This is a genomic window from Streptomyces sp. AM8-1-1, from assembly GCF_032229325.1.
GTDB lineage: Bacteria > Actinomycetota > Actinomycetes > Streptomycetales > Streptomycetaceae > Streptomyces > Streptomyces achmelvichensis.
This window is the reverse complement of record NZ_CP135086.1, coordinates 6708908-6733231: the sequence shown is the minus strand read 5'-3', so window position 1 is coordinate 6733231 and position 24324 is coordinate 6708908. Positions and strand designations below refer to the sequence as shown.

Annotated in this window: 22 protein-coding genes; 9 read left to right on the top strand and 13 right to left on the bottom strand. The window is 71.1% G+C overall.

Annotated features, from left to right (window positions below):
- The first annotated feature begins 30 nt into the window (after window positions 1-30).
- Window positions 31-1476 carry an ethanolamine permease gene (gene eat, locus RPQ07_RS30035; RefSeq protein ID WP_313947347.1) on the top strand — a complete coding sequence of 482 codons (1446 nt, stop codon included), beginning with the start codon at window positions 31-33 and terminating at the stop codon, window positions 1474-1476.
- A 38-nt stretch (window positions 1477-1514) separates the two neighbouring features.
- Complete coding sequence (locus RPQ07_RS30030) at window positions 1515-2195, top strand: gamma-glutamyl-gamma-aminobutyrate hydrolase family protein (protein ID WP_313947346.1); 681 nt, start codon at window positions 1515-1517, stop codon at window positions 2193-2195.
- Between the two features lie 87 nt (window positions 2196-2282).
- Here the strand turns inward: RPQ07_RS30030 and RPQ07_RS30025 are convergent, their stop codons facing one another.
- Window positions 2283-3221: a LysR family transcriptional regulator gene (locus RPQ07_RS30025; RefSeq protein ID WP_313947345.1), complete on the bottom strand. Its 939-nt coding sequence runs from the start codon at window positions 3219-3221 to the stop codon at window positions 2283-2285.
- A 70-nt stretch (window positions 3222-3291) separates the two neighbouring features.
- Here RPQ07_RS30025 and RPQ07_RS30020 point away from each other — a divergent pair, with 70 nt between their 5' ends.
- The gene (locus tag RPQ07_RS30020; RefSeq protein WP_313947344.1) at window positions 3292-4428 is read left to right on the top strand and encodes a TDT family transporter; all 1137 of its coding nucleotides are present in this window, start codon (window positions 3292-3294) and stop codon (window positions 4426-4428) included.
- Here RPQ07_RS30020 and RPQ07_RS30015 read toward each other — a convergent pair.
- The 4 genes from RPQ07_RS30015 to RPQ07_RS30000 form a co-directional block, all read right to left on the bottom strand.
- Complete coding sequence (locus RPQ07_RS30015; RefSeq protein WP_313947343.1) at window positions 4397-5122, bottom strand: helical backbone metal receptor; 726 nt, start codon at window positions 5120-5122, stop codon at window positions 4397-4399. The two genes, RPQ07_RS30020 and RPQ07_RS30015, sit on opposite strands and share 32 nt — an antisense overlap.
- Before the next feature lie 27 nt (window positions 5123-5149).
- Window positions 5150-5728: a helix-turn-helix domain-containing protein gene (locus RPQ07_RS30010; RefSeq protein WP_313947342.1), complete on the bottom strand. Its 579-nt coding sequence runs from the start codon at window positions 5726-5728 to the stop codon at window positions 5150-5152.
- 187 nt (window positions 5729-5915) lie between these two features.
- Window positions 5916-8537: an ABC transporter permease/substrate binding protein gene (locus RPQ07_RS30005; RefSeq protein ID WP_313947341.1), complete on the bottom strand. Its 2622-nt coding sequence runs from the start codon at window positions 8535-8537 to the stop codon at window positions 5916-5918.
- Window positions 8530-9693 carry a glycine betaine/L-proline ABC transporter ATP-binding protein gene (locus RPQ07_RS30000; RefSeq protein ID WP_313947340.1) on the bottom strand — a complete coding sequence of 388 codons (1164 nt, stop codon included), beginning with the start codon at window positions 9691-9693 and terminating at the stop codon, window positions 8530-8532. Before RPQ07_RS30000 ends, RPQ07_RS30005 begins: the two co-directional genes overlap by 8 nt.
- Before the next feature lie 314 nt (window positions 9694-10007).
- Here RPQ07_RS30000 and RPQ07_RS29995 point away from each other — a divergent pair, with 314 nt between their 5' ends.
- Together RPQ07_RS29995 and RPQ07_RS29990 are read left to right on the top strand one after the other, a co-directional pair.
- On the top strand, window positions 10008-10916 hold the full coding sequence (locus RPQ07_RS29995; protein WP_313949080.1) for a 5'-3' exonuclease: 909 nt from the start codon (window positions 10008-10010) through the stop codon (window positions 10914-10916).
- Window positions 10917-10964: 48 nt separating this feature from the next.
- On the top strand, window positions 10965-11807 hold the full coding sequence (locus RPQ07_RS29990; protein WP_313947339.1) for a siderophore-interacting protein: 843 nt from the start codon (window positions 10965-10967) through the stop codon (window positions 11805-11807).
- 44 nt (window positions 11808-11851) lie between these two features.
- On the opposite strand, the gene RPQ07_RS29985 is transcribed toward RPQ07_RS29990, so the two are convergent.
- The gene (locus RPQ07_RS29985; protein WP_413777794.1) at window positions 11852-12487 is read right to left on the bottom strand and encodes a MerR family transcriptional regulator; all 636 of its coding nucleotides are present in this window, start codon (window positions 12485-12487) and stop codon (window positions 11852-11854) included.
- Window positions 12488-12659: 172 nt separating this feature from the next.
- Here RPQ07_RS29985 and RPQ07_RS29980 point away from each other — a divergent pair, with 172 nt between their 5' ends.
- From RPQ07_RS29980 to RPQ07_RS29965, 4 genes are all read left to right on the top strand, one after another.
- Window positions 12660-13139, top strand: coding sequence for an ABA4-like family protein (locus tag RPQ07_RS29980; RefSeq protein ID WP_313947337.1), 480 nt, complete (start codon window positions 12660-12662; stop codon window positions 13137-13139).
- 164 nt (window positions 13140-13303) lie between these two features.
- Complete coding sequence (locus tag RPQ07_RS29975; RefSeq protein WP_313947336.1) at window positions 13304-13888, top strand: sigma-70 family RNA polymerase sigma factor; 585 nt, start codon at window positions 13304-13306, stop codon at window positions 13886-13888.
- Window positions 13885-14628, top strand: a complete 744-nt coding sequence (locus RPQ07_RS29970; protein WP_313947335.1) for an anti-sigma factor — start codon at window positions 13885-13887, stop codon at window positions 14626-14628. Before RPQ07_RS29975 ends, RPQ07_RS29970 begins: the two co-directional genes overlap by 4 nt.
- 13 nt (window positions 14629-14641) lie before the next feature.
- Window positions 14642-16012, top strand: coding sequence for a deoxyribodipyrimidine photo-lyase (locus RPQ07_RS29965; protein WP_313947334.1), 1371 nt, complete (start codon window positions 14642-14644; stop codon window positions 16010-16012).
- 39 nt (window positions 16013-16051) lie between these two features.
- Here RPQ07_RS29965 and RPQ07_RS29960 read toward each other — a convergent pair whose 3' ends face one another.
- The 7 genes from RPQ07_RS29960 to RPQ07_RS29930 all read right to left on the bottom strand — a co-directional run bounded on the left by RPQ07_RS29960 (window position 16052) and on the right by RPQ07_RS29930 (window position 24309).
- Window positions 16052-17326: a class I SAM-dependent methyltransferase gene (locus tag RPQ07_RS29960; RefSeq protein ID WP_413777793.1), complete on the bottom strand. Its 1275-nt coding sequence runs from the start codon at window positions 17324-17326 to the stop codon at window positions 16052-16054.
- A gap of 773 nt (window positions 17327-18099) precedes the next feature.
- Entirely contained in the window at window positions 18100-20928 is a 2829-nt protein-coding gene (locus RPQ07_RS29955; protein WP_313947333.1) for a DEAD/DEAH box helicase, read from the bottom strand.
- A 227-nt stretch (window positions 20929-21155) separates the two neighbouring features.
- Window positions 21156-22124 carry a twin-arginine translocase subunit TatC gene (gene tatC / locus RPQ07_RS29950; protein WP_313947332.1) on the bottom strand — a complete coding sequence of 323 codons (969 nt, stop codon included), beginning with the start codon at window positions 22122-22124 and terminating at the stop codon, window positions 21156-21158.
- Between the two features lie 61 nt (window positions 22125-22185).
- The gene (gene tatA, locus RPQ07_RS29945; RefSeq protein WP_313947331.1) at window positions 22186-22479 is read right to left on the bottom strand and encodes a Sec-independent protein translocase subunit TatA; all 294 of its coding nucleotides are present in this window, start codon (window positions 22477-22479) and stop codon (window positions 22186-22188) included.
- A gap of 220 nt (window positions 22480-22699) precedes the next feature.
- A complete protein-coding gene (locus RPQ07_RS29940) occupies window positions 22700-22897 on the bottom strand; it encodes a hypothetical protein (RefSeq protein ID WP_313947330.1) in 198 nt (65 codons plus the stop codon).
- 176 nt (window positions 22898-23073) lie between these two features.
- Window positions 23074-23337, bottom strand: coding sequence for a hypothetical protein (locus RPQ07_RS29935; RefSeq protein ID WP_313947329.1), 264 nt, complete (start codon window positions 23335-23337; stop codon window positions 23074-23076).
- A gap of 15 nt (window positions 23338-23352) precedes the next feature.
- Entirely contained in the window at window positions 23353-24309 is a 957-nt protein-coding gene (locus RPQ07_RS29930) for a WYL domain-containing protein (RefSeq protein ID WP_313947328.1), read from the bottom strand.
- Window positions 24310-24324 lie beyond the last annotated feature (15 nt).

Below are 24324 nucleotides of genomic sequence, written 5' to 3'. Positions count from 1 at the left end.
GCACAAACCTTTGACTGCCAGGAGCGACTCATGGCCGAAGGCACGACCCCGCGCACCACTTCCTCCGCCGACGACGCCTATCTCCAGCGGCGCACCCTGCGCCGGGGCAGCGCCGGCTGGCTGCTGCTCACCGGACTCGGCGTGGCCTATGTCGTCTCCGGCGACTTCGCCGGCTGGAACACCGGCCTCGCCAAGGGCGGCTTCGGCGGCCTCGCGATAGCCACCCTGCTGATGGGCGTGATGTACGCCTGTCTCGTCTTCGCCCTCGCCGAACTCTCGGCGATCCTGCCCACGGCAGGCGGCGGCTACGGATTCGCCCGCCGCGCCCTCGGCACCTGGGGCGGCTTCCTCACCGGTACGGCGATCCTGATCGAGTACATCCTCGCGCCCGCGGCGATATCGATCTTCATCGGTGACTATGTCGAGTCACTCAACCTCTTCGGCCTGGAATCGGGCTGGCCGGTCTATCTCGCCTGCTTCGTGATCTTCATCGGGATCCATCTGTGGGGAGTCGGCGAAGCGCTGCGCTTCAGCCTGGTCGTCACCGCCATCGCGGTCGCGGCGCTGCTGATCTTCGTGGTCGGCGCGTTCACCGACTTCTCGGCGGGCGGACTCGACGACATCGCCGTGGACACGAACGCGTTCGCCTCGAACTCCTGGCTGCCGTTCGGCCTGCTGGGCATCTGGGCGGCCTTCCCCTTCGGCATGTGGTTCTTCCTGGGCGTCGAGGGCGTGCCGCTCGCCGCGGAGGAGGCGAAGGACCCGGTGCGCTCGATGCCGAAGGCCCTCGCCATCTCCATGGGCGTCCTGGCGGTGCTCGCCACGCTCACCTTCTTCGCCGCGACGGGCGCGAGCGGATCGGACGCCCTGAAGGACGCCGGCAACCCGCTCGTGGTCGCCCTGGAGGGCAGCGGCGACCCGACGCCGCTGAGCCGCTTCGTGAACTACGCGGGGCTCGCGGGCCTGGTCGCGTCCTTCTTCTCGCTGATCTACGCGGGCTCCCGCCAGCTCTTCGCCCTCTCCCGGGCCGGCTACCTCCCGCGCTTCCTCTCGCTCACCAGCCGCCGCAAGTCGCCCTACCTCGGCCTGCTGATCCCCGGCGCGCTCGGATTCGCCCTGGCGGCGGGCACGGGCAACGGCGCGCGGATGCTCAACATCGCGGTCTTCGGGGCGACGATCAGCTACGCGCTGATGGCCCTGTCGCACATCGTGCTGCGGCGCCGCGAGCCGGAGCTTCCGCGCCCGTACCGCACCCCGGGCGGCATCGTCACCTCCTCGGTCGCCTTCGTCCTCGCGCTCTCCGCGCTGGTGGCGACGTTCCTGGTGGACAAGGACGCGGCGTACATCGCGCTCGGCGTCTACGCCGTCGCACTCGCCTACTTCGCGTTCTACTCTCGGCACCATCTGGTCGCGAAGGCACCGGAGGAGGAGTTCGCGGCACTGGCGGCGGCGGAAGCCGAACTCGAACGCAAGTGACGCACGTGACGTAACTGCCAGGAACGAACGGAGCCACCGTGTCCAAGCCGCTCATCGGCGTCACCACCTACCTCAACCCCGCGAAGTGGGGGGTGTGGGAGCTGCCCGCGGCACTGCTGCCCGCGGCGTATCCCCGCATGGTCCAGGCGGCGGGCGGGCTCGCGGCGCTGCTCCCGCCGCACGAGGACCCGGCCTCGGCCGAGGCGGTCGTGGCCCGGCTGGACGGCCTGGTGATCGCGGGCGGTGCGGACGTGGAGCCCGCGCGCTACGGCGCACAGGCGGACCCGCGTACCGGGCCGCCCGCCCGGGACCGGGACGCCTGGGAGCTCGCCCTGGTCCATGCGGCACTGGCCACGGGCACCCCGCTGCTGGGGATCTGCCGCGGGATGCAACTGCTGAACGTGGCCCTCGGCGGAACCCTGGTGCAGCACCTCGACGGGCACGTGGGCGGTGTGGGCGTCTTCGGCACCCACACGGTCAGGCCGGTCCCCGGCACCCGGTTCGCCTCCATCACCCCGGAGGCGACGAAGGTCCCGACCTACCACCACCAGTCGCTCGACGTCCTGGCCCCGGCCCTGACGGCGAGCGCCCACGCGGACGACGGGACGGTGGAGGCGGTCGAGACCGCGGACGGGTGGGTGCTGGGGGTGCAGTGGCACCCGGAGATGGGTGAGGACGTCCGGGTGATGCGGGCGCTGGTGGAGGCTTCGGCGGGCTGACGGCCAGGGGCGCGGGCTGCTTGCGGCCTGCGCCCGCCGACCGGCCTGCGGTTGCCCACGGTCCGGGACCGCCCCCCGACCCGCCGCTCAGCCCTGCGTCAGCGACAGCAGTTCTCTCGCCGGCCCGGTGGGCCGGTGGGAGGACGGCCAGACCGCCCGCAGCGACCGGTCCATGCTCACCCCCTCCACCGGGACCTCCGTCAGCCGCCGTGCCGCCACTTCCTCGGTCACCGCCAGCTCGCTCAGCACGGCGGGACCCGCCCCGCTCACCGCCGCCGCCTTCACCGCCGTCGTCGACGCCAGTTCCAGCAGCGGTTCCGCCAGGCCCCCGTGGCCGGTGAGCGCCGAGTCGAGCACCTGGCGCGTACCCGATCCGCGCTCCCGCAGGATCAGGGGTTCCGCGGCCAGTTCACCGGCCGTCAGAGGGCGCTTGCGCCGCGCCCAGGGGTGTCCGGGCGCCACCACGACCAGCAGCCGGTCCTGGCCGATCACCGCGCCGTCCAGCCCCTCCGGCACCGACAGTCCCTCCACGAAACCGAGGTCCGCGTCGCCCGCGAGCAGTTGCTGCGCCACCGTCGCGGAGTTGCCCGCCAGCAGCGAGACCGCCGTCCCGGGCCGCTGCGAGCGCAGCGCGATGAGCCAGCCCGGCAGCAGATACTCCGCGATGGTCATCGACGCCGCGACCCGCAGGCGCGAGTCGCGCCGCCCCCGCAGCGCCTGCGTCCCCACGTCGAACGCCTCCGCCGCCTCCACGACCCGCCGCGCCCAGTCGGTGACCAGCGCCCCCGCGTCGGTGAGCCGGGAGCCGCGCGGCGAGCGGTCCACCAGGGCGACTCCCAGCTGCCGTTCCATGGAGCGGATCCGGCTGCTCGCGGCGGGCTGGGTGATACCGAGCTCGCGCGCAGCGCGGCCGAGACTGCCGTGCCGGGCCACCGCCAGCAGCAGTTCCAGCGCGCCGAGATCCGGCACGCGGTGTGCCAGCGGTACGCGCTCGCCCTGGTCCTCGTCCTTCGGTCCCCTGCTCATAAACCCAGCTTATGGGGCCATAGGGAGAAGATCCCTGGTGGGGAGCGCCGCACGACAGGACAGTGAAGACATGGTCACCGCCGTACACCCCCGCAGTCGCACCGTCGCCGAGGCGACCACCCCCTCGCTCACGACCGTACGGCTGCCGACGCTGCGCCACTTCGGCCCCAACTGGTACGCGAGCGTCATGGGCATCGCCATCGTGGCCAACGCGGGTGTCGCGCTCCCCTACGACGTCCCGGGCCTGCGGACCGTCTGCGAGGCGATATGGGCGCTGTCCGCGCTGATGCTGATCGTGGTGCTGCTCGCCCGCGGGGCGCACTGGCTCCACCACCACGACCAGGCCCGCGCCCATCTGCTCGACCCGGCGATCGCGCCCTTCTACGGGTGTCTGTCGATGGCGCTGCTGGCCGTCGGCATCGGCACGGTCTCCGTCGGCCGGGACGTGATCGGCGAACCGGCGGCGGTCGCGGCCGCGTTCGCCCTCTTCGGTGTCGGTACGCTCATCGGCCTCGTCGTGGCGGTCGCCGTCCCGTATCTGATGATCGTCCGCCACCGCGTGAGGCAGGGCACGGCCTCACCGGTGTGGCTGCTGCCCGTCGTCTCCCCCATGGTCGCCGCGTCCCTCGGCGCTCTGCTGGTCCCGCATCTGCCGGCCGGCCAGGGACGCGAGGCGCTGCTGCTCGGCAGTTACGCGATGTTCGGCATCAGCCTGATCGCCACGCTGGTGATCCTGCCCGTGGTCTTCTCCCGGCTGGTCCACCACGGACGCCTGCCCCTCGCGCTGACCCCGACGCTCTTCCTGGTCCTCGGCCCGCTCGGCCAGTCGACGACGGCGGTCGGCAAACTCGCGGACGTGGCCCCGGGCGCGATCCGGACGCCGTACGCCGCGGGGTTCGTCGCGTTCGCCGTGATCTACGGCGTGCCCGTGCTGGGCTTCGCGCTGATGTGGCTGGTGCTCGCCGGCGCCATGGTGGTGCGGGCCGCCCGGGACGGCATGCCGTTCTCGATGAGCTGGTGGGCCTTCACCTTCCCCGTCGGCACCTGTGTGACCGGCGCGGCGGGTCTGGCCCACCACACCGGACTGCCGGCACTGGGATGGCCGGCCGTCGGCCTCTACCTGCTGCTGGTCACGGGCTGGGCGGTGGCGGGGGTGCGCACGGTGCGCGGCCTGCTCAGCGGAGCGCTGCTCGCAGCGCCGCGCTGAGCACCGCGGGCGCCTCCGCCAACGACGGCCCGTACCAGGTCAGATGCCGGCCGCTGACGAGCGCCGCCGCCATGCCGGGGAACGCCTCGGGTCCGTCCTCGGCCGTGAATCGGTACGGCTCGTCGGGGAGCACCACCAACCGGGCCCCGCTGCCCTGCAGTTCGTCCAGGGGGATGCGGGGGTAGCGCTCGGTGTGCCCGGCGTAGGCATGCCGCACGCCGAGCCTCGCCAGCAGGTCGCCGGCGAAGGTGTCCCGGCCGAGCACCATCCAGGGCCGCCGCCAGATGGGCACGACGGCGCCCAACGGGCCCGCCTCGTCCAGTGGTCCGACGGCCGACCAGGCCTCGCGGGCCTCGTCGAGCCAGGCCGGCGGGGCGAGGCCGCAGCCCGCCACCAGGACCCGCCTCAGTTCGCCGAAGGCCTGCTCCAGGTCGCGCACCTCGGTGACCATGACCTCGACCCCCGCGGCGCGCAGGGCGGCAAGGTCGGGCTCCCGGTTCTCCTCCTCGTTGGCGATCACCAGATCGGGGCGGAGGGCGATCACCGCGGGGACGTCGGGGTTCTTGGTGCCGCCGATGCGCGGGACGTCGAGATCCGCGGGATGGGTGCACCAGTCCGTGGCGCCGACCAGCATCCCGGGCGCGCTGACGGCCACCGCCTCGGTCAGCGACGGCACGAGGGAAACCACACGCATGAGCGCTCCTGAAGGCTGCCGGCCGGCCTACGGTTCCGGCGTCTCGAGGTGCTCGGCGACGGTGACCACGACGATGCGGGTCTCGGGCAGGGTCGCCCGCCACCGGTGCCGTACCCCGCCGGACAGGAACAGGGTGTCGCCCCGGACCAGGCGGTAGGCGCGGCCCTCGGCCTCCAGCTCCACCGCGCCGTCGGCGACATACATCAGCTCGTCGTTGCGGTGCTGGAACTCTCCCCCGGTGTCGTGCTCCCCGGTGAACTCCAGGGCTTCGAGTTGATGCCGGCCGCGGACGAGCCGACGGGCCCTCGGCACGGGCGGCGCGTCGTCGTCCTCGTCGGCGCGGACGACCGCGACCGTGCGGGCCGCGTCGGACGCGGCGAGCAGCCGGCTCGCCGTGGTCTCCAGGGCGTCGGCGACCCGCTGGAGGGAGCGGACGCTGGGGCGGGCGCGTTCGTTCTCCACCTGGCTGAGGAAGGGGATGGACAGGCCGCTGCGCTCGGCGACCGTGGCAAGGGTGAGGTCGAGCGCACGACGGCGCCGGCGCACGGCAGCGCCGACTCGAAGACGCTCGGTCTCCTTCGGGTCCTTGCCGTCCTTCTCGTCCATCTGCCGGGCTCCCCTTCCCCTGGTCTGTCTTCACCTTACGCAGCTTCGGGGTCCGACCGCTCCCGCATCAGGTCACGGACCCGGCGCCGGCGGGGAAAGCCGGACGGGGTGGCCCCCGCCTCCGGCGAGAACCACCCCGTTGCGCCCCGGGTACGGCAGGCAGCCCTGCCGTCACTGTGTGCGACCGCTACTGCGGCGCCATCCGGTCGGCGATGCCCGGGTTCTCCTTCATCCAGGCCTTCACCGCCTCCTCCTCGTGTCCCGTTCCGCGCTTCTGGATCTCGTTCTCCAGGCCGGCGAGCTGCTTCTCGCTGAGCTTGAAGTTCTTGAGCCAGCCGGTCAGCCGCGGATAGTTCTTCGGGAAGTCCTTGCTCGCCACCGTGTGGATGCGGTCTCCCGTGCCGAAGGCCTTCTCGGGGTCCTTCAGCTTGGTGAGGCCGTACTCGTTGTAGGCCCAGTGCGGGGTCCACAGCATCACGGCGATGGGTTCCTTCTTGGCGTACGCCCGCTTCAGCTCGGCGAGCATGCCGGGGGTGGAGCTGTCGACGACCTTGTACTCACCGTCGATGCCGTAGCCCGGCAGGACCTTGTTCTTGAGGATGTTCATGGTCTCGGTGCCCGGCTCGATACCGACGATGCGGCCCTTGAACTCTCCACCGCGGCCCTTGAGATCCTCGAGCGAGTCGACACCCTTCACATAGGAGGGCACCGCGATCTCCAGTGAGGTGGGTCCGTACCAGGAGCCGACGTCGGTAAGTTTGTCGCCGTACTTGTCCCAGTACTTCTTCTGGGTGTTCGGCAGCCAGCCGTCGAACTGGACGTCGATCTGACCGCGCGACATCGCGGTGTACATCGGACCGACCTCGAACTGCTTGAGATTCATGGTGTACCCGCGCTCCTCGAGGACCGCCTTCCACAGATACGTGGCGGCGATGTCCTCCTCCCACGGGAACCAGGCGACCTCCAGCGGGCGTTCGCGCTCGTCCTTGCCGTTCGCGGCCTTGCCCGCCTTGGCGACGGGGGTCCACTTGTCGGCGAGCCCGGGATTCTTGGCCAGCCAGTCGCGTACGGCGTCCTGCTCCTTGCCCTTGCCGGTCTTCTGGATCGTCGCTTCGAGGTCCGTGAGCTGCTTCTCGGTCATCTTGAAGCTCTTCAGCCACTTGCCGACCTGCGGGTTGTCCGCCGAGAAGCCCTTGCGCGCCAGCGTGTGCACGCCGTCGCCCTTGCCCCACGACACCTTGGGGTCCTTGAGCTTCTTCAGGTCGTAGCTGCTGTAGGCCCAGTGCGGCGACCACAGCGTGGTGACGATCGGTTCCTTCTTCTCGTACGCGCGCTTCAGCTCGGCGAGCATGCCGGGCGTCGAACCGTCGACGACCTTGTACTCGCCCTCCAGGCCGTACTCCTTGAGCACCTTGTCCTTGAGCAGGCCCATCATTCCGGCGCTCGGCTCGATGCCGATGATCCGGCCCTTGAACTGTGCCGACTTCCCCTTGAGGTCCGCCAGCGAGTCGATGCCCTTCACATAGGAGGGCACGGACAGCTCCAGCGAGGTGGGGCCGTACCAGGAGCCGAGGTCCTCCAGCTTGCTCTGGTACTTCTTCCAGTACTGGGCGTGGGTGACGGGCAGCCACGAGTCGGTCTGGAAGTCGATCTGGCCGCCGGCGAGGCCGGTGTAGAGCGATCCGGCCTCCAGCTGCTTGGTGTCGACCTCGTAGCCGCGCTGCTCCAGCAGTTCCTTCCACAGGAACGTGGAGGCGATGCCCTCGTCCCAGGGGATGTAGCCGATGGAGACCTTCTTGCCCTGACCCACGTTCGAGGCGTCGGACGCGTCGGCGGACTTGGTGCCGCCGAACATGCCCATACCGCCGGCGACCAGCGCGAGGACGACGACACCGACGACCGCGACCACGGGCTGCGGGCGGTGGTCCCAGATCTTCAGCCCGCCGGTCATGGCCTTGGCCTTGGCGATCGCGCGACGGCCCAGCGGTGAGACCTGGCGGCCGAGCGCGCCGGTGATGCGGTCCAGGTACATGGCGAGGATGACGATGGAGATGCCCGCCTCGAAGCCGAGGCCGATGTCGACGTTGCCGATGGCGCGGTACACGGCGCCGCCGAGCCCGCCGCCGCCGACCATGCCGGCGATGACGACCATGGACAGGCCCAGCATGATGACCTGGTTGATGCCGGCCATGATCGTGGGCAGTGCGAGCGGCAGCTGGACGCGCAGCAGGGTGTTGCGCGGAGTGGTGCCGAACGCCTCGGCGGCCTCGACGAGTTCCTCGTCGACCTGACGGATGCCGAGCTCGGTCATCCGTACGCCGGGCGGCAGCGCGAAGACGATGGTGGCGATGATGCCGGGCACCACGCCGACGCCGAAGAAGATGATGCCGGGGATCAGGTACACCATCGCCGGCATGGTCTGCATGAAGTCCAGAACCGGCCGGGTCACGGCGCTGACGGTCTTGGAGCGCGAGGCCCAGATGCCGAGTGGTACGGCGATCACCAGCGTGACGATGGTGGCGACGAGCACCAGCGAGAGGGTCGACATCGCGTCGTCCCACAGCTCGATGGAGTCGATGAGGGCGAAGCCCGCGAAGGCGAGCCCGCCGGCGAGCAGTCCGCGCAGCCACCAGGCGACGACGGCGAGCATGCCCGCGAACAGCAGCGGTTCGGGTGCGGAGAGCACCGAGTCGATGCCGTCGTACATCCCGGTGACGACCGAGCTGATGGCGTCGAACAGCCAGGAGAGATGGGACTGGAGCCAGTTGACACCGCTGTCGACCCAGTCGCCGAGATGGAGCCTAGGCACTGGCCACCGCCTTGTCGGCCGCGTCGGCGTCGCCGGCCGTGGCGATGCTCTTCGCGGGGGCGGTGTTCTGCGGCGGCACGGGTGCGGGGGTCATGGGCTCGCCGAGGACGGCGAGCAGCCGGGCACGCGGTACGACGCCGATGAGTTCGCCCTCGTCGTCGACGACGGCGACAGCGACACCACTGGTGGAGCAGGGCGTGAACAGCTCGATGATCGGGGTGTCCGCGGAGACGGTGGCGGGGGCGGCGGCGAGTACGTCGCGTGCGCCCTTCAGCTCCTTGCCGTTGTCCGTCCTGCTGCCGTACGCGGTCTCCGGGTCGGCCATGATCGCGCCGGCGGTGAGGACGCGGGAGCGGTCGACGTCCTGTGTGAAGGAGGCGACGTAGTCGTTGGCGGGCGTGACGAGGATGTCCTCGGCGGTGCCCAGCTGCACGATCTCGCCGTCGCGCATCACGGCGATGCGGTCGCCGAGGCGCATGGCCTCGTTCAGGTCGTGGGTGATGAAGACGATGGTCTTCTTGAGCCGCTTCTGGAGCTCCAGGAGCTGGTCCTGCATGTCGCGGCGGATCAGCGGGTCGAGCGCGCTGAAGGACTCGTCCATCAGCAGCAGATCGGCGTCGGTGGCGAGCGCGCGGGCGAGGCCGACACGCTGCTGCATACCGCCGGACAGCTCGTCGGGCCAGGAGTTCTCCCAGCCGGCGAGGCCGACCATCTCCAGCGCCTCGGCGGCGCGGCGGTCGCGCTCCGGGCGGGCGACGCCCTGGACCTCGAGTCCGTAGCCGGCGTTCTCCAGAACGCTGCGGTGCGGGAACAGCGCGAAGTGCTGGAAGACCATGCTGATCTTCGTGGAGCGGACGGTGCGCAGGTCGCGCGGGCTCAGGGCGGTGAGGTCCTGACCGTCGAAGAGGACGCGTCCGGCGGTGGGGTCGAGCAGCCCGTTGAGCATGCGCAGCAGCGTGGACTTGCCGGACCCGGAGAGGCCCATGACGACGAAGATCTGACCCGGTTCGACGGTGAACGAGGCGTCGATCACCGCTGCGGTCGTGCCGTCGGCGCGGAGCTCGTCGCGGCCGGCTCCGCCTTCGAGCCTGCTCACCGCTTCGTCGGGTCGTCTGCCGAACACTTTGTACAAGTGCTCGGCTTGCAGCCTGGACACATACACCTCACCGATCGAACCGAAAACGGTCTGCCACCCCCGACTGGCAGACCGTGGAGCTTCGCGGGGTCGGCCCGCTTGCCCGAGGCAATTGTTGAAACATGCACGGGGTCCGCTCCGGGCCCGCGCCTTCCCTGGCGGGAACAAGCCAAACGAAAGAGTGACCCAGGTCACATTCCGGTCACCCGGGGGTCGTTCACCGGGCGGGACCCGCGCTCCATGGAGCGCGCGTGGGACCGGCGCTCCAGGAGCTCACAGGGTGAGAGGTGACTGTCGGTGGGGTGCGGCATCATCGGGGTGTGACGCGACGCCTGATGCTCCTCGACACCGCTTCCCTGTACTTCCGCGCCTATTTCGGGGTCCCCGACTCCGTGCGGGCCCCCGACGGCACCCCGGTCAACGCCGTGCGCGGGCTGCTCGAATTCATCACGCGGCTGGTCCAGGACCACCATCCCGACGACCTGGTGGCCTGCTGGGACAACGACTGGCGACCGCAGTGGCGGGTCGACCTGATCCCGTCGTACAAGGCGCACCGCGTCGCCGTGGAGACGGAGCGGAGCCTCCCGGACGAGGAGGAGATCCCGGACACCCTGTCTCCGCAGGTTCCGGTGATCGCGGCGGTGCTGGACGCGCTCGGCATCGCCCGGGTCGGCGCCGACGGGTACGAGGCCGACGACGTCATCGGCACGCTGACCGCGCGCGCCACCGGTCCGGTGGACATCGTCACCGGCGACCGTGACCTGTTCCAGCTGGTCGACGACGCCCGCGGCCGGCGGGTGCTGTACCCGCTCAAGGGTGTCGGGACGCTCCAGACGACGGACGAGGCCTGGCTCCGCGAGAGGTACGGCGTGGACGGCCCCGGGTACGTGAATCTGGCGCTGCTGCGGGGCGACCCGAGCGACGGCCTGCCGGGCGTGCCCGGGATCGGCGAGAAGACCGCGGCCAAACTGCTGGACGCCTTCGGCGACCTGGACGGAATCATGGCCGCCGTCGACGACCCGGCCGCGAAGCTCACACCGTCGCAGCGCAAACGGCTCGACGAGTCGCGGGACTACGTGGCGGTCGCGCCGAAGGTCGTCCGGGTCGCCTCCGACGTGGCGCTTCCCGCCTTCGACCCTGCTCTGCCCACGGAACCGCGCCATCCCGAGACCTTGAACGAACTCGCGGCACAGTGGGGACTCGGCGGCGCGCTGCTGCGCCTGCTGGGCACTCTTCGCGCCTGAGGTGCTAACTTAGGCAAGCCTAAGCAGCACGAGTTCAGGGAGACCGCCGTGGCAGAACGACCGGCCCGCACGTCACCGAAGGCCTACGAGTCGCGGGTGGTGCACACCGAGCAGCTCACCCCGCACATGGTGCGCGTCGTCCTCGGCGGCGAGGGGCTGGCGGGCTTCGGTCTCGACGGCTTCACCGACCACTACGTCAAGCTCCTGTTCACGCCGGAGGGCGTCAGCTACCCGGAGCCGTTCGACATGGACCGGATCCGTGCGGAGTTCCCGCGCGATCAGTGGCCCGCGAACCGCACGTACACGGTCCGGAGTTGGGACCGGGACAGCGGCGAGCTGACGATCGACTTCGTGGTCCACGGCGACGAGGGCCTCGCCGGCCCCTGGGCGGCGCGGGCCCGCGTGGGTAACCTCCTGCGCATCCTAGGCCCCGGCGGCGGATACGCGCCCGACGCCGCGGCGGCCTGGCATCTGCTGGTGGGCGACGAGAGCGCGCTGCCCGCGATCGCCGCGTCGCTGGAGACCATGCCGGCGGGTGCGCGGGTGCACGCCTTCGTGGAGGTCGATGGCCCCGAGGACGAGCAGAAGGTCGTCACGCCCGACGGCGTGGAGATCCAGTGGCTGCACCGCTCGGGCAGGCCGGTCGGCGAGGCACTGGTGGCGGCGGTGACCGCCCTCAAGTTCCCCGAGGGCAGGGTGTGCGCGTTCGTCCACGGCGAGGCGGGCTTCGTGAAGGAACTGCGCCGCCATCTGCGACTGGAGCGGCAGGTACCGCGCGAACAGCTGTCGATCTCGGGCTATTGGCGGCTGGGCCAGAGCGACGAGGCGTGGCGCGCGGTGAAGCGCGAGTGGAACGAGCAGGTGGAGCGGGAACAGGAGCCGGCGGCCTGACGACGCGTCGGCGCCCCGAGGGGTGATCGGCCGGCACCGCACCTTCACCCCCGCGGCTCCCCCGCCCCCGCCACCCCGCCCTGGCCGTTCACATACGCCCACGCCGAACCGTCCGCGTGCGCGAGCCTGCGCAGTGACGCCAGGAGGGCGTCCCCGAGGACCGTGCCGACGACCGCGCTCTCCACCACACCGTCCCGGCCCGCCCGGCGCGCGACGTACGCCAGGTCCGCCCGTGCCACCTTCTCCGCCGCGTCCGCGTAGGTGTCGAGCACCTGGTCGAAGTCTCCGTGGCCGGCACGCTCCAGCGCGGCGAGTGCCGTCGCGAGCGCGTCCGCGGCCCGGGAGTCGTCCTCGACGAGCCAGCCGCGCCGGGCGATCAGTTCCCGCACCCGTACGCGCGCGGCGTCCCGTTCGGCATCCGCCTCTCCCCCGGCGTACCGAGGGGCGATCAGATCCGCGGCCACGCCCAGCACACTGTGCACCGGCCTGCCGCCGTCGTCGACAGCGGCGAGTACGTCCGCGACAGCCGCCACCTCGAGGCCGCCGATCTCCAACAGGGCCCGGATCAGGCGCAGTCGGCGTTCGTGTGCCTCGTCGTATGCCGTCCGGTTCGGGCTGGTCTGCCGGCCGGCCGGCAGAAGCCCTTCCCGGACGTAGTACGTGATCGTGGGTACCGGCACGCCGGTCCTGCGGCTCAACTCCCCTATCCGCACGACGTGTTCATCCTTCCGCCCTTGCCGGTGCACCTGCGCGCCATGGATAGTGAGGCTATCCGATAGTGGCTAGTTCCACTATCCATAGCCACGTCCCCGGCGACTCGGGCCCCATCGGACCCGGAAAGGAGCTCGCGCCATGACCGCCTTCCTCTTCCAGCTCTCCTTCTATCTGGCGAGTCCGGTGTGGCTGCTGATGATCTTCGCGCCGACCCGGCGGGTCACTGCCCGCGTCGCCGCGTCACCGCTGACCGTCCTCCCGGTGCTGGTCGTCTATGTGACCCTGGCCGTCCCGGTCCTCCCGGAGATCTGGACGGCCGTGAGCAGCCCGGACATCGACAGGTTCCGCGAGCTGACCGAACTGGCGGGCGGCGCGGGCGCGGTGTGGGCGCAGATCATCGCCTGGGACCTGCTGCTCGGCCAGTGGATGCACCTCGAAGGACGGCGGCTGGGAATCAGCCCTCTGGTGATGAGCCCGCTGCTCGTCTTCACGATCCTGCTCTCTCCGCTCGCGTTCCCCGTCTTCCTGCTGCTGCGCGCGGTACGGATGCGGTCCGCCGCCGGTGCGGCCGGTGGCGCCGCCGGGACCGCCCGGCCGGTGTCCGTTCAGGGACGCTAGCCGGGCCCTCGGCCCGAACCCGCCCCCACCGACGGGTACCTGCGGGACCACCCGTTCCCCACTCGTGCAACCATCTGCGAATCCGGACCAATCCGCAGCACCAGCAGCACCGAATGCCTGGTGATTCTGTCCGGACGAGATGCCCGCACAGTGGAGGAAGCTGCGTGAACGACGCCGTACGCATCGGCGGTCCCGCCTCGGCGCGACCAGATCTGCAACAGTTGCTCGCCCTGGTGGCCCGCGGTGACCAGGACGCCTTCTCGCGGGTGTACGACGCGGCGTGCGGACCGGTACTCGGCCTGGTCCGGGCCGTGTTGCGGGACCCGGCCCAGTCGGAGGAGGTGACCCAGGAAGTGCTGATCGAGGTGTGGCGCACCGCGGCACGTTTCCAGCCCACCCGCGGATCGGCCATGACCTGGATCCTCACGCTCGCGCACCGGCGCGCCGTGGACCGCGTCCGGTCGGCGCAGGCGGCCACGGACCGCGAACGGCGGGCCGCGCTGCTGGAGCGGACACCCGCGTACGACGAGGTCACCGAGCAGGTCGAGGCCCGGCTCGAACGCGAGCAGGTACGGCGGTGCCTCGGCGGACTGACCGAACTCCAGCGCCAGTCGGTGACCCTCGCGTACTACCGGGGGCTGGCCTACCGCGAAGTGGCCGAACTGCTCTCCGTGCCACTGGGCACGGTCAAGACGAGACTGCGCGACGGGCTCATCCGGCTGCGCGACTGCCTGGGGGTGAGCGCATGACCACCGCTGATCTGCACACGCTGACCGGCGCCTATGTGCTGCACGCGCTGGCGCCCGACGAGCGCGCCGAGTTCGAGCGGCACATGGAGAACTGTCCGTCCTGCGAACAGGAGGTGCGGGAACTCGCCGCGACGGTGAGCAAGTTGGGCATGGCCGCCGCCGTGGTCCCGCCGCCCGCGCTGAAACAGCAGGTGATGCGCAAGATATCCGCCGAGCGCCAGCAACCGCCGCGCGTCACCCGGCTGCACGCCGGCCGGCGCCGGAGCCGCGGGCTGTCCCGATTCGTCCTGGCGGCCTGTCTCGCCGCGGCCGCGGCCTTCGGCGGGGTCTCCTTCTGGCAGCACCAGGAGGCACAGGACGCCCGCCGGGCGGCGCAGCGCGCGGAGCAGCAGACGGCCGAGCTCGCCGCGGTCCTCGCCGCGCCGGACGCCCAGGTGAGCAGCACCAAGCTCCAGGACGGCGGCCGCGGCACGGTCGTCGTCTCCAAGAGCCGCAACCAGGCGGCCTTCCTCGTCTCGGGGCTGCCCAGGCCGCCGGCGGGCAAGGTCTACCAGCTCTGGTTCAACGACGGCGGCACCATGCGGCCGGCCGGACTGATGGACCCGGCCACCGCTGACAACGCGCTCCTCATGGACGGTCCGGTGAACGCGGCCTCCGGCATGGGCGTCACCGTCGAGCCGGCCGGCGGCTCGCCCAAACCCACCAGCGACCCCGTGGCTCTGATGAACTTCCCTGCCTGAGGAAGGACGGCTCATGAGTGTGGCGGTCATGCTCTTCACCTCCGACCTGCGCGTGCACGACCAGCCGGCGCTGAGCGCCGCCGTGCGCGGGGCGGACGAGGTGGTGCCGTTGTTCGTGGTCGACCGCGGGGTGCAGCGGGCGGGTTTCGCCGTGCCCAACCGCCGCGCCTTTCTGGCGGATTGCCTCGCCTCGCTCGACGCAGGTCTGCGGGAGCGAGGCGGCCGCCTGGTGATCCGTATCGGCGATGTCACCGAGCAGGTGTGCCGGGTGGTCACCGAGAGCGGCGCCCGCGCGGTGCACATCGCCGCCGGTGTCAGCGCCTATGCCCAACGCCGGGAGGACCAGCTGCGTACGGCGCTGACGGCGGTCCGGTGCGCCCTGCATGTGCACGAGGGGGTCACCACCGCCGTGCCGCCCGGTCGGCTGACACCCGCCGACAGCAACCACTACGCGGCGTTCGAGCCGTACTTCGGCAGCTGGGACCGGGCGGGGCTGCGCGAGGTGGTGGCACCGCCCCACGCCGTGGCGGTCCCCGAACTGGCGGGCCATCCGCTGCCCCGGCGGACTGCGGTGCCCGGGGCGTCGCCCGCGGTCGCCAGGGGCGGTGAGCACGAGGGACGGCAGCGGCTGACCGCCTGGCTCGACCGCGGCGGCTCGGGCGTCGAGGCGTATGGGGAGCGGCACGACGACCTGTCCGGGGACACCACCTCGCGGCTCTCGGCCCATCTGCATTTCGGCACCCTGTCCGCGGCCGAACTGGTGGGGCGGGCACGCGGCGTGGGCGGGCCGGGCGCGGACGCGTTCGTACGGCGGCTGGCCCGGCGGGACTTCCACCACCAGGTCCTCGCGGCCCGCCCGGACGTGGCCCATGCCGACTACCGTCCGCGCGGCGAACGGTGGCGCCGGGACGAGAAGGACATCACCGCGTGGAAGGAGGGGCGCACGGGCTGCCCCGTCGTGGACGCGGGCATGCGGCAGCTGCTGCACGAGGGCTGGATGCACCACCGCTCCCGGCTGCTCGCGGCGGACTACCTGACGCAGACGCTGTACGTGGACTGGCGGATCGGGGCGCGTCACTTCCTGGACCTGCTGGTCGACGGGGACATCGCCGACAACCAGCTCAACTGGCAGGGGGCCGCGGGCACCGGAACGGAGCCGCGGACGGACAGGGTCCCCGATCCGCTCGCGTGGGCGCAGCGCTTCGATCCGCACGGCGACCATGTGCGCCGCTGGGTTCCCGAACTGGCCGAGCTGGCCGGGCCCGAGGTACACCGGCCGTGGGCGCTCGACGATCTGCGGCGGGCCCGGCTCGACTATCCGGAGCCGCTGGTGGATCCGCAGGAGGACCGGGCGCGCTGCGAGCAGGCCCGCGGTCAGGTCTGACCCGGGGCGCTGTCAGACACCCCGGGTCCGCGCGGCGAGTCAGGAAACCGGAACGTCCTTGGTCAGCAGCACCTGCTGGACGTCCAGAGAGCCGGAGCGGAAGCCCGCTTCGGAGTAGGCGAGATAGAAGGTCCACATCCGGCGGAAGGTCTCGTCGAAGCCGAGGGCTCCGACGTCGGCGGCGCGCTCGGTGAAGCGTTCGCGCCACAGCCGCAGGGTCTCCGCGTAGTGCGGTCCGAAGCTGTCCCGCGCCGCAACGCGCAGCGCGGTGCAGCCGCCGACGACCTGCTCGATGGCCTCGGCCGACGGAACCATCCCGCCGGGGAAGATGTACTTCTGGATCCAGGTGTGCGTGCTCCGGGAGGCGGTCATCCGGTCGTGCGGCATGGTGATGGTCTGGAGGGCGACCCGGCCGCCGGGTGCGAGCAGACGGTCCAGCGCCATGAAGTAGTCCGGCCAGAACTCCGCGCCGATCGCCTCGAGGGTCTCCCCGCTCACGATGGCGTCGTAGCGCCCGAGGACGTTGCGGTAGTCCCGCAGCAGGACGGTCACCCGGTCCTCGAGACCGGCCCGGCGGATCCGCCGGCGGGCGAGCGTCTGCTGCTCCCGCGAGAGCGTCACGGTCAGCACGCGTGCCCCGCGCTGCGCCGCGCGGATCGCCAGCTCGCCCCAGCCCGTGCCGATCTCCAGCAGCTGGGTCCCGGCGGTGACGTTCGCCCGGTCGAGCAGCCGGTCGATCCTGCGGTGCTGCGCGGCGGCCAGCAACTGCGGCTCGGCGGGGAATCCGCGGAAGAGGCCGGAGGAGTACGACAGGGTCTCGTCGAGGAAGAGCGCGAACAACTCGTTGGAGAGGTCGAAGTGGTGACTCACGTTGGCCTGGGCGTTCTCGGCCGTGTTGCGGTGCTCGGCGGGCTGTGGGGTCGCCCATGCACCGCGCAGCCGGTGCAGCGTTCCCGGCACGAGCGAGTCGGCGTTCTCGGCGAGCACGGTGAGCACGCCGACGAGGTCGCGGGCCTCCCACTCGCCCGCCATGTACGACTCACCGAATCCGATGAGGCCGCTGTGCCCGATGCGCCGGAAGAATCGCCGCGGCTCATGAACCTCCATGAACGGCCCACCCCGCCCGACCGGCTCCCCGCCACCGAGGCGCACCCGCAACGGCAGCCTGCCGAGCGCGCGACGCACGAGCCGTTCGGCGACCGCCGTCCGCAGCGGGGAGGTCCTGGGCAGGTCGGCCACGTCGGGCCAGCGCCGGGCGTCGACGGGGGCGGTGCGCGGGCGCGCGGGGGACGCTGAGGACACGGACACGGTCACTTCACACCCTCCTGAGGAACATGAACGGGACGAGGCTGTACGAGCAATTCGCTGGAGAACAGGTGGGGTTGAACCCTGCGGTGCACGGCAGGACACGAACGGTCGCCGGGTGCCGCATCGAGGGAGCGCCGCACGACGTCCGCCGCGCGCAGGCGGGCGACACCGCTGCCGACCATGGCCGTGCGAGACCGGTTCACTGTCATTCCCGCTCCCTCCGAACGGCGTCCGGCACCGTCCCTCAGGGGGGATTCGGTGCCGGAGGGGTATCGGATTGGTCGGGATCGATTCGCTGTGGCTCGGCCGTCAGGTGGTTGTGGCTCGGCCGGTTGTGCGGTTGCTGTCCCGGTGCCGTTCCGGGGTCATGTCCGGGACTGCGGTCCTCACCGCGCTTCGCGCGAGTTGCGGGCGCTTTGACGTCCCGGACACGACCCCTGCACGTCCCCGTCCCTGCACGCGACCCGGGCGGTACGCCCTCGCCTCACCCCACCCTCGCAGCGCACCCCTGTCCACGGACGGGCGGGGGATCGCTGACGGGCGGGAGGGGGGCGGGGGCGCAGGAGGGGGGTGTCCGGACGTCAAAGCTTCAGCAACTCGCGCGAAGCGCGGTGAGAAAGCAGTCCGGACACCCCCCTCCGGAGAACCCGAACCCCGCACCCACCCACCAACCCGGCGCAGCCGCACCACAAGAACCCGCACCGGACAAGAACCCGCACCAAGCACCCGCACCGAACAGGCGGCCCGGCCACAAGCCACCCGCACAACACAATGCCCGCTCAGCCCACCGAGCTGTAGGCAACAACCCCCCGCAGCAACCCCTCCACCGCCTTGCGCGCGTTCTTCGAGACCGTGCTGCCTTCCCGCGGTGCCGCCGCCGCGATCTGACCGAGTACGTCGATCACCTGCTTCGTCCAGCGCACGAAGTCACCCGCCGGCATGTCCGCCTCGCGCAGCACCTCGTCCAGGCTCCTGTCCGACGCCCACTGGTACGCCGCCCAGGCGAAGCCCAGGTCCGGTTCCCGCTGGCCCACACCCTCCGCCTGGTTGATCTTGAAGTCTTCTTCGAGCGCGTCGAGCCTGCCCCAGATCTGCACCATCTCGCCGAGCGCGACCTTCGCCTTGCCCGCCGGGACCTTCGGGGCCACCGCGTCGTCCGACTGGCGGGCCTCGTAGACCAACGCCGAGACGCACGCGGCCAGTTCGGCAGGGTTGAGCCCCTCCCACACACCCTCGCGCAGGCACTCGCTCGCCAGCAGGTCGAGCTCGCCGTAGAGCCGGGCGAGACGCTTGCCGTGTTCGGTGACCTCGTCGTCGCGCAGATAGTCCATCTCGGTCAGCAGCGCCACGATCCGGTCGAAGGTGCGGGCGATGGTGTTCGTCCGCCCTTCGATCCGCCGCTCCAGCTGGCGCGTGTCCCGCTGGAGCCGGTGGTAGCGCTCGGCCCAGCGCGCATGGTCCTCGCGCTCGTCGCAGCCGTGGCACGGGTGCGCGCGCAACTCCGAACGCAGCCGGGCGATCTCGCGGTCGTCCGCCGCTGCCGCCCGCTGCTTGCGGTGCCTGTCGGGGACGATGTGGCCCGCCTTGGTGCGCAGCGCGGACGCCAGGTCGCGCCGCGACTGCGGCGACCGCGCGTTGAACGACTTCGGGATCCGCATCCGCTCCAGCGCCTCCACCGGCACCGGGAAGTCCATCGACGCCAGCCGCTTGACCTGCCGCTCCGCGGTCAGCACCAACGGCCGCGGGCCGTCGTGCTGTTCGAACCCGCGGTGTCCGTTGGTCCGTCCCGCCGGGATCCCGGGGTCGAGCACCAGCGCCAGACCGGCGAACTTGCCCGTCGGCACATGGATGACGTCGCCGGGCTTCAGCTTCTCCAGCGAGGTCGCCGCCGCGGCCCGCCGCTGTGCCGCGCCCTGCTTCGCCAGCTCGGTCTCGCGGTCCTTGAGTTCACGGCGCAGCCGCGCGTACTCCTCGAAGTCGCCGAGGTGGCAGGTCATGCCCGCGCGGTAGCCCTCCAGGCCCTCTTCGTTCTTCTGGACCTGACGCGAGATACCGACGACGGACCGGTCCGCCTGGAACTGCGCGAACGACGTCTCCAGCAGCTCGCGCGAGCGGTGCCGACCGAACTGCTGCACCAGGTTGACCGCCATGTTGTACGACGGCCTGAAGCTGGAGCGCAGGGGGTAGGTCCGCGTACCGGCGAGACCCGCGAGCGCCGCCGGGTCCATGCCGCGCTGCCACAGCACCACGGCATGACCCTCGACATCGATACCGCGCCGCCCGGCGCGCCCCGTCAACTGCGTGTACTCACCGGGCGTGATGTCCGCGTGCTGCTCGCCGTTCCACTTGACGAGCTTCTCCAACACCACGGAACGCGCGGGCATGTTGATCCCGAGCGCCAGCGTCTCCGTGGCGAACACGGCCTTGACCAGGCCGCGGACGAAGAGTTCCTCGACGACTTCCTTGAAGGTCGGCAGCATCCCGGCGTGGTGCGCGGCAACGCCCCGCTCCAGGCCCTCCAGCCACTCGTAGTAGCCGAGGACGTGCAGATCCTCCGTGGGGATCGACCGGGTCCGCTCCTCGACGATCTCGCGCACCCTCACCCGCGCCTCGTCGTCGTTCAACCGCAGCCCCGCGTACAGACATTGCTGTACGGCGGCCTCGCAGCCGGCGCGGCTGAAGATGAAGGTGATCGCGGGCAGCAGCCCCTCCGCGTCGAGCCGGTCGATGACCTCGGGACGCCCGGGGGTCCAGATCCGGCTGCGCTGACGGCGCTCGCGCTCGCGGTCGGCCTCGCGCACCATCTTGCCGCGCCGCCGGTCACGCGGGTTGTACGTGCGCTGGTTCTCCATCCGCGCCAGACGCACCAGGTCGGGGTTGACCTCGCGCCGGCCGGTCCCCCGGCCGCCGTGGTCGCTCTCCTCCTCGAACAGGTCGTACATCCGCCGGCCGGCCATGACGTGCTGCCAGAGCGGCACGGGCCGGTGCTCGGAGACGATCACCTCGGTGTCGCCACGGACGGTGTCCAGCCAGTCACCGAACTCCTCCGCGTTGGAGACGGTCGCGGAGAGCGACACCAGCGTCACCGACTCGGGGAGGTGGATGATCACTTCCTCCCAGACGGCGCCGCGGAAGCGGTCGGAGAGGTAGTGGACCTCGTCCATCACCACGTAGCCGAGGCCGAGCAGCGACTGCGAGCCCGCGTACAGCATGTTGCGCAGCACCTCGGTGGTCATCACGACCACCGGCGCCTCGGAGTTGATGCTGTTGTCGCCGGTCAGCAGGCCGACCTTGTCCGCGCCGTAGCGCTTGGCCAGGTCGGCGTACTTCTGGTTGGACAGCGCCTTGATCGGCGTGGTGTAGAAGCATTTGCGGCCCTGCTGAAGGGCCAGGTGGACGGCGAACTCGCCGACGATGGTCTTGCCGGACCCGGTGGGTGCGGCGACGAGCACGCCCTTGCCCGCTTCCAGAGCCTGACAGGCTTCGATCTGGAACGGGTCCAGATCGAATTCGTACATCTCGCGGAAGGGGGCCAGCGCAGTGGCCTCCTCGGCGGCGCGGATGCGGGCGGCGGCGTAGCGCTCAGCGGGAGAGAGGTCCTCGGTCATCTTGTACACGAGCCTACCCGTCAGCTCTGACAGTCACCGCGATCTTTATTTTCCGCCCCGGCCACCCGGCCGGACGCGGTCCGGGCGGGCCAAGCCGCCGTACGGATACGGCCCAGCGCGCCGCCCGGACGGCGAAAGGCGCCGGACGGACACGGCCCAGCACCCCGCCCGGGACGGCGAAGGGGCCGGACGGAGATTCCGTCCGGCCCCTTCGCACATCCCGCGTCTCAGGTGATGTCGTCGTATCCGTTGAGCCGGTGCGAACGTCCGCCGTCCGCCTCGCCCGTCGCCTGCTCCGGCAGGGCGCGCGTCGCGGAGACGGGCTCGATCTCGCCGATGTCCTCCGGCGTGAGGTCGAGCTCGGAGGCCTCGTCGGCTCGGGGGCCCTTGGCGTCCCGGATGGCCCGGCGGCGGTCGTTGACCAGCGAGATGCCGGTGGCGACGAAGTACAGCACGGTGATGGGCGCCGCCAGCGCGATCATCGTGAGCGGGTCGGTGCTGGGCGTGGCCAGGGCGGCGAAGACGGTGATGCCCATGATCATGCCGCGCCACCAGCCGAGCATCCGCCGGCCGGTGATGACCCCGCCGAGGTTGAGCAGCACCAGCAGCAGCGGCAGCTCGAAGGCGAGGCCGAAGACGATCACCATACGGGTCACGAGGTCGAGCAGATCGTCCAGCGGCAGCAGGTTGTCCACACCGAACGGCGTGAACTCGATCAGCACCTTCGCGGTGGTCGGCAGCACCTGGTAGGCGAAGTAGCCGCCGCCCAGGAAGAGGGGGAAGCCGGCGCCGACGAAGATCAGCGCGTACTTCTTCTCACTCTTGTGCAGGCCGGGCGCGAGGAAGGCCCACAGCTGGTAGAGCCAGATCGGCGAGGCGAGGACGACACCCGCCATGAGGGAGACCTTCAGCGCGAGGGTGAACGGCGTCAGCAGGCCATTGATGGTGATCTGCGCGCACGTGGTGTCCTCGGGCTTCTTCGCCAGCTCCGAGAAAGAGCTGGGGCAACCCACCGACTCCAGAACGGGCTTGGTGAAGAAGTTGATGATGTCGTTGTAGAAGAAGGCGGCGACGACCGTGATGGCCACGATCGCCAGGAGTCCCTTCGCGAGCCTGTTCCGAAGCTCACGCAGGTGCTCCACGAGGGGCATCCGCCCCTCGGGATCCCTCTCCTGCTTGCGGGCAGACTTGAGCAACCCACGTCCTCATCTCGTGCGGCAGGCCCTCACCGGTGACGGGGCCCTGGGCGGCTCTGTCTCAGCGCTGGGTGGTGTCCGTCGGCTCGGTCACGGGACGCGAGCTGGTCACATCGCCGGGAGCGGCCTTGATCGTGCGCGGGTTGGCCTGGTCCTGCGGCGTACCGGGCTGCGGCGGGTCGGCGGGCGCGGGCTGCTGACCGCCCTCCGACTTCATCGCCTTGGCCTCGCTCTTGAGGATGCGGGCGGACTTGCCCAGCGAACGGGCCATGTCCGGAAGCTTCTTGGCGCCGAACAGGAGGATGATGACGACGAGGATCAGGATGATCTCCGGAGCGCCGATCCGTCCGAACATAAGCGTGTACCTTCTCACCGAGGCGGCTGGGGTGGGGCTGGCCTGCTGGTCGGACAGGCGTCCGACCGCCGTGCTGTGTGAGCGATCGTAACCCGGGGGAGTAAACGCAGGGCAATGCCTGTGCATACTCGCCGTTGCGGCCCGTGCCTCGCCGTCTGGGCCGCTGGGAGAAGCCTACCTCCGCGCCCCGGGGCCCCGAAGCCCCTCCCTCACCAGCGGTTCAGCGCAGGGTTTCGCCGGTACGGGCCATCTCGGCGGCCGCCTTCTCCAGATCCTCGGCGGCGCGGTTGATCCGCTCCGTGGTGCGGGCGACCTCGTGGCCGAGCCGCTGTGCCTCGACGAACACACGGATCGCGAGGACGCCGAGAACGGCGATCCCGAGGAAGCCGAGAGCGATGGCGAGCATGGGCCAGAACATGCGCAGAGCCTAGTGCCTCGACCGGCCGTGTCTGCCCGTCAAGGGCTGGTGGCCCCGCAGCATGGGGGCACCTCCCGTGCCCGAAGGGCTAGCGGGGAGTGCGTGCGGGGCGGCGCGGCAGGACACGGCCGGGAGCGGCACTAGACGTTCGCGGCGGGACACAGCCGGGAGCGGCACTAGACGTTGCGGACGGTGGAGTGGAGCCGCAGCGTGCTCACGCCGCCGCCGGTGAGGAGTTCGATGATCCGCTCCCCCGCCGGCTTGCGGACGGCGGAGCCGCACTCGGGGCAGGTGAAGGAGTAGAAGGTCGTACGGTGGCTGCCGCCGATCGCGAGCCGCAGCGCCCCGGCGGAGAGTTCGAAGCGCGCGCGGCAGTCGGGGCAGCCGGCCTTGAAGAAAACCGGAGCCATCGACGCAGCGAAACCGGATGTCACAGACATGTGCCGCGAATCCCCCTATTCCTGGCCGTCGTAGGCCGCGAGCGCCTCGCGTGCCGCCTGCCGCGCGCTGTCCGCGAGGTCCTGGGGCGCGACGATCCGGCCGTCCTGGCCGAGCCGCAGCGCCAGCCGGCGCAGCGAGGACGGGGACGGAGTACGCAGCGTGATGCGCAGACAGCCGTCCTGGAGCTCCTCGGCGCTGTCGTGCGGGTAGTACTCCGCCACCCAGCGGCCGCCGGGTCCCACCTCGATGACCACCTCGGGATCGTCGGCGGAGGGCTGGACCAGCCCCTCCGACAGATCCCGCAGTTCGATCTCGGGCGGCGCGGACGGGGCGTCGAGCAGTTTGATCTCGGCGACCCGGTCGAGCCGGAAGGTCCGGCGTGCCTCGGAGAGGCGGCACCAGGCCTCCATGTAGGTGTGCCCGACGGCGAAGAGCCGGATCGGGTCGACCTCGCGCTCGGTGAGCTCGTCGCGCGCGGGCGAGTAGTACCGCAGCCACAGCCGCCGGCGCTCCGAGATCGCCCGGTCCACCTCGGCGAAGACCCCGCCCTCGGACTCGAAGGTCACGGACAGCCGCGAGCTCGCCCCGGCCACCTCGCCCGCGGCCGCCTCCAGCTTGGCGGTGGCCCGGATCAGGGCCTCGCGGTCGCCCTCGCGCAGCCCGGGCAGCATGGCCACGGCGCGCGCGGCCACCAGCAGCGCGGTTGCCTCGTCGGCCGCGAGCCGCAGCGGCTCGGCGACGTCGTCGGGGTTGTGCCACCAGATGCGGTCGCCGTCGGTGTCGATGTCGAGGAGGTCACCGCCACGGAAGCTGGTCCCGCACATCGGCAGGACGTCGAGGTCGGAGATCAGCTCGTCCTCGGTGATCCCGAAGGCGCGGGCGACGTCCCCGACGCGGGCGCCGGGGCGCTCGCGCAGATAGGTCACCAGCGAGAGCATCCGTCTGGTCTGATCGATGGCGTTGGCGGCCATGGTCGTAACTGTCCC

What these genes read in the sequence shown, in the direction of transcription:
- eat (WP_313947347.1), top strand. Translation starts at nt 31, where the DNA reads ATGGCCGAAGGCACGACCCCGCGCACCACTTCCTCCGCCGACGACGCC.
- RPQ07_RS30025 (WP_313947345.1), bottom strand. Translation starts at nt 3,221, where the DNA reads ATGAGCAGGGGACCGAAGGACGAGGACCAGGGCGAGCGCGTACCGCTG.
- RPQ07_RS30020 (WP_313947344.1), top strand. Translation starts at nt 3,292, where the DNA reads ATGGTCACCGCCGTACACCCCCGCAGTCGCACCGTCGCCGAGGCGACC.
- RPQ07_RS30015 (WP_313947343.1), bottom strand. Translation starts at nt 5,122, where the DNA reads ATGCGTGTGGTTTCCCTCGTGCCGTCGCTGACCGAGGCGGTGGCCGTC.
- RPQ07_RS30010 (WP_313947342.1), bottom strand. Translation starts at nt 5,728, where the DNA reads ATGGACGAGAAGGACGGCAAGGACCCGAAGGAGACCGAGCGTCTTCGA.
- RPQ07_RS29995 (WP_313949080.1), top strand. Translation starts at nt 10,008, where the DNA reads ATGCTCCTCGACACCGCTTCCCTGTACTTCCGCGCCTATTTCGGGGTC.
- RPQ07_RS29980 (WP_313947337.1), top strand. Translation starts at nt 12,660, where the DNA reads ATGACCGCCTTCCTCTTCCAGCTCTCCTTCTATCTGGCGAGTCCGGTG.
- RPQ07_RS29970 (WP_313947335.1), top strand. Translation starts at nt 13,885, where the DNA reads ATGACCACCGCTGATCTGCACACGCTGACCGGCGCCTATGTGCTGCAC.
- RPQ07_RS29965 (WP_313947334.1), top strand. Translation starts at nt 14,642, where the DNA reads ATGAGTGTGGCGGTCATGCTCTTCACCTCCGACCTGCGCGTGCACGAC.
- RPQ07_RS29955 (WP_313947333.1), bottom strand. Translation starts at nt 20,928, where the DNA reads ATGACCGAGGACCTCTCTCCCGCTGAGCGCTACGCCGCCGCCCGCATC.
- tatA (WP_313947331.1), bottom strand. Translation starts at nt 22,479, where the DNA reads ATGTTCGGACGGATCGGCGCTCCGGAGATCATCCTGATCCTCGTCGTC.
- RPQ07_RS29940 (WP_313947330.1), bottom strand. Translation starts at nt 22,897, where the DNA reads ATGTTCTGGCCCATGCTCGCCATCGCTCTCGGCTTCCTCGGGATCGCC.
- RPQ07_RS29935 (WP_313947329.1), bottom strand. Translation starts at nt 23,337, where the DNA reads ATGTCTGTGACATCCGGTTTCGCTGCGTCGATGGCTCCGGTTTTCTTC.
- RPQ07_RS29930 (WP_313947328.1), bottom strand. Translation starts at nt 24,309, where the DNA reads ATGGCCGCCAACGCCATCGATCAGACCAGACGGATGCTCTCGCTGGTG.